Below are 2,452 nucleotides of genomic sequence, written 5' to 3'. Positions count from 1 at the left end.
GCCGGCGCGGTAGGTGCGGCCAGCGGGGAACTGGCGGCCTCGGCGATTGCGGGTGCACTTTACGGCGGCAAAACCATGGATGAACTTTCACCGGATGAGAAGGAAAAAGTCAGCAATTTGTCTACAATTGCAGGCGGGCTGGTGGCCGGGCTGGCGACCGATTCCACGGCAGGCGGGGTTGATGGGGCGCAGACAGCGAAGAACGCGGTTGAAGCGAACTATCTGAGCGCAGATCAAATCACCTCATGGCTGGAAAAATACAGGGCAGCGTCGACGGATGAAGAAAGGAATCGTTTAGTCGAGGTTGCTAGTAAAGCAGATCAAGATCAGCAACGGAAAGCAGTGGAAACAAGGATCACGAAAGATTATTTGGAAAAACAACAGAAAGAACTCATTAATCTTGTTCAATCATCGGGTTGTGATGCCGATTGTAGAAAGTTGGCAGAATATAGTATCAATCAGCTTACGCCCGTAATTGATAATTACGAGACATGGCAGAAAACCAATAATATTCCTCGTGCAGCAATCGCAACAATTACGCTTGCCTTACCAGCGTTAAGCAAGGCAGCAGCACCTGCTGTTTCCAATTGGTTCGGAAGTACAACGATTGCGAATAGGGCGATAGGTGTTGGTACTACAGGTTTAGCAAACGCAGGGATGCAGGGTTACAATATTTACGAGAATCCTGACATAGATTTTAGCTATGCCAGTTTTGGAACAGCATTGGTTACTGGGGGAATAACTCCAGGAATGGGATATTGGGGGACAACAACAACTAATACACTAGGTGCAGGAGTTTCTAGCGTAATTGATGGTCAATCACCTTGGGTATCAATGGGAGGTGCTTTTTTAGGCTCATCAGTGGGATATGGCGTAACGATAGGAACCACTAACTACTTTGATGGCAAAATAAATCCTTGGTCAAATGGGTTCAAAGAAAGATTTAGTTTAATCAATCCTTATATATCGGCACCACCTTTGGTATCTCCGATTCCTAATATTGCTGGTAGCGTAGGCGGAGCTTTCGGAGCCGAAGTTACAAATAAAGTAGTCACTGATGAGTTAAACTCTAACTCTAAGGATAAAAAATGAAATTTATAATCTATTTTTTATTTTGGTCCTTAGTACAGAGTGTAGGCATGTTCATCGTAGTTATGGTGATAAAGCTATTCGTTAAATTTGTTTTTTATTTTGAAACGGGTGTATTTTCTATTGGCTATAAGGATGTAGTTGAAGCTCTTGGTTTAGGATTTGTTATGGGAATATTCTTAGGGGCTGTTGTTTGTTTAGTAAATTACATCCAACATAAAAGACATTGATGTTATTAAGAAAATCTAAGCTAAATTCAGATCCCAGTTTCAAGAACTGGGATCTGGTGGTCACCGATGAACGCTTTACCAGCCGGACCCGGTTTATCAGCAGCGATTACCTGTTGCAGCGGGTGGGGTATGACCCGGCGCAGGTGCATAAACGGCTGGGGGACGGCTTCTATGAGCAACGCCTGGTGCGTGAGCAGATACTCAAACTGACCGGCCGCCCTTCCGTGCGCGGTGACGATGCGATGGCACAGTACCAGGCCCTGATGAACAACGGGACGAAGGTGGCCAATGACTTCCGGCTGGTGCCGGGCGTGGCACTGACGCCGGCCCAGATTGCGGCATTGCAGCAGGATATCGTCTGGCTGGTGAGCGAGACGGTGGAGACGGGCAGTGGCCCGCAGACGGTGTGGGTGCCGAAGGTCTATCTGGCCAACACCACGCTGCGGCTGACCGGGCAGGGTGCCCTGATTGGCGGGGGTAACCTGCAACTGTCCGCCAATAGCCTGACGAACACCGGTAACCTGTTTGCCGAGCGGGCCCTGAACATTGATGCGGACCAGTTCCTGCATCAGGGCGGGGATATCCGCGCAGAGCGCATTGACGTGCAGGCGGAGAGCCTGACCCTAAGCACCAATTTGCAGGATGCCCTGCGCCAGGCCTCAATGAGCGCCCGGGAACTCAGCCTGCGTGGCGGGGATATCCAGCTGCGCGGGGCGAAACTGGAAGCCACCCGTCATCTCAGCCTGAATGCGCGTGATAATCTGGAGATTGCTGCCGCCAGAAGCACCACGACGGGGAACATTGACGTGATTGCCGGGGCGATGGGCAACCGCACCAGCGACGGCATGGAAGAGGCCGGGCAGCGGATGGCGACCGTCAGCGGCGAGTGGCAACAGGCGCTGGGCAGTCAGCTTAATGCCGGGGGTAACCTCAGCCTGCGCGCCGGCCAGGACATCACGTTGCAGGGGAGCCAGGCCAGCGCCGGGGGAACGGCGCAGGTGCAGGCCGGCGGCAATGTGAACCTGCTGGCGGAAACCACCACCAACAGCACGCAGCTGGAAGCCGACAGCCGGACCTCGTCGGTGAGTAACCGGCGGGAGGAAGACCGGCTGCACCTCAGTACCCTGAGCGGT

At 52.5% G+C, this 2,452-nt stretch carries 3 protein-coding genes; all 3 read left to right on the top strand.

Annotation, left to right across the window (positions count from 1 at the left end; translation table 11 throughout):
* Positions 1-1,092, top strand: a 1,092-nt coding sequence (locus PSI15_RS17610) for a VENN motif pre-toxin domain-containing protein (RefSeq protein ID WP_273584650.1), incomplete at its 5' end; no start/stop codon positions are given.
* Positions 1,089-1,319, top strand: a complete 231-nt coding sequence (locus PSI15_RS17605) for a hypothetical protein (protein ID WP_273584648.1) — start codon at positions 1,089-1,091, stop codon at positions 1,317-1,319. The genes PSI15_RS17610 and PSI15_RS17605, both read left to right, overlap by 4 nt.
* A partial coding sequence (locus PSI15_RS17600; protein WP_273584647.1) for a hemagglutinin repeat-containing protein occupies positions 1,319-2,452 on the top strand: 1,134 nt, incomplete at its 3' end. The genes PSI15_RS17605 and PSI15_RS17600, both read left to right, overlap by 1 nt.

The organism is Xenorhabdus sp. PR6a, from assembly GCF_028599065.1.
Classification (GTDB): Bacteria; Pseudomonadota; Gammaproteobacteria; order Enterobacterales; family Enterobacteriaceae; genus Xenorhabdus; species Xenorhabdus doucetiae.
The sequence above is the reverse complement of the archived record's forward strand: the minus strand, read 5'-3'. Positions and strand labels throughout refer to the sequence as shown.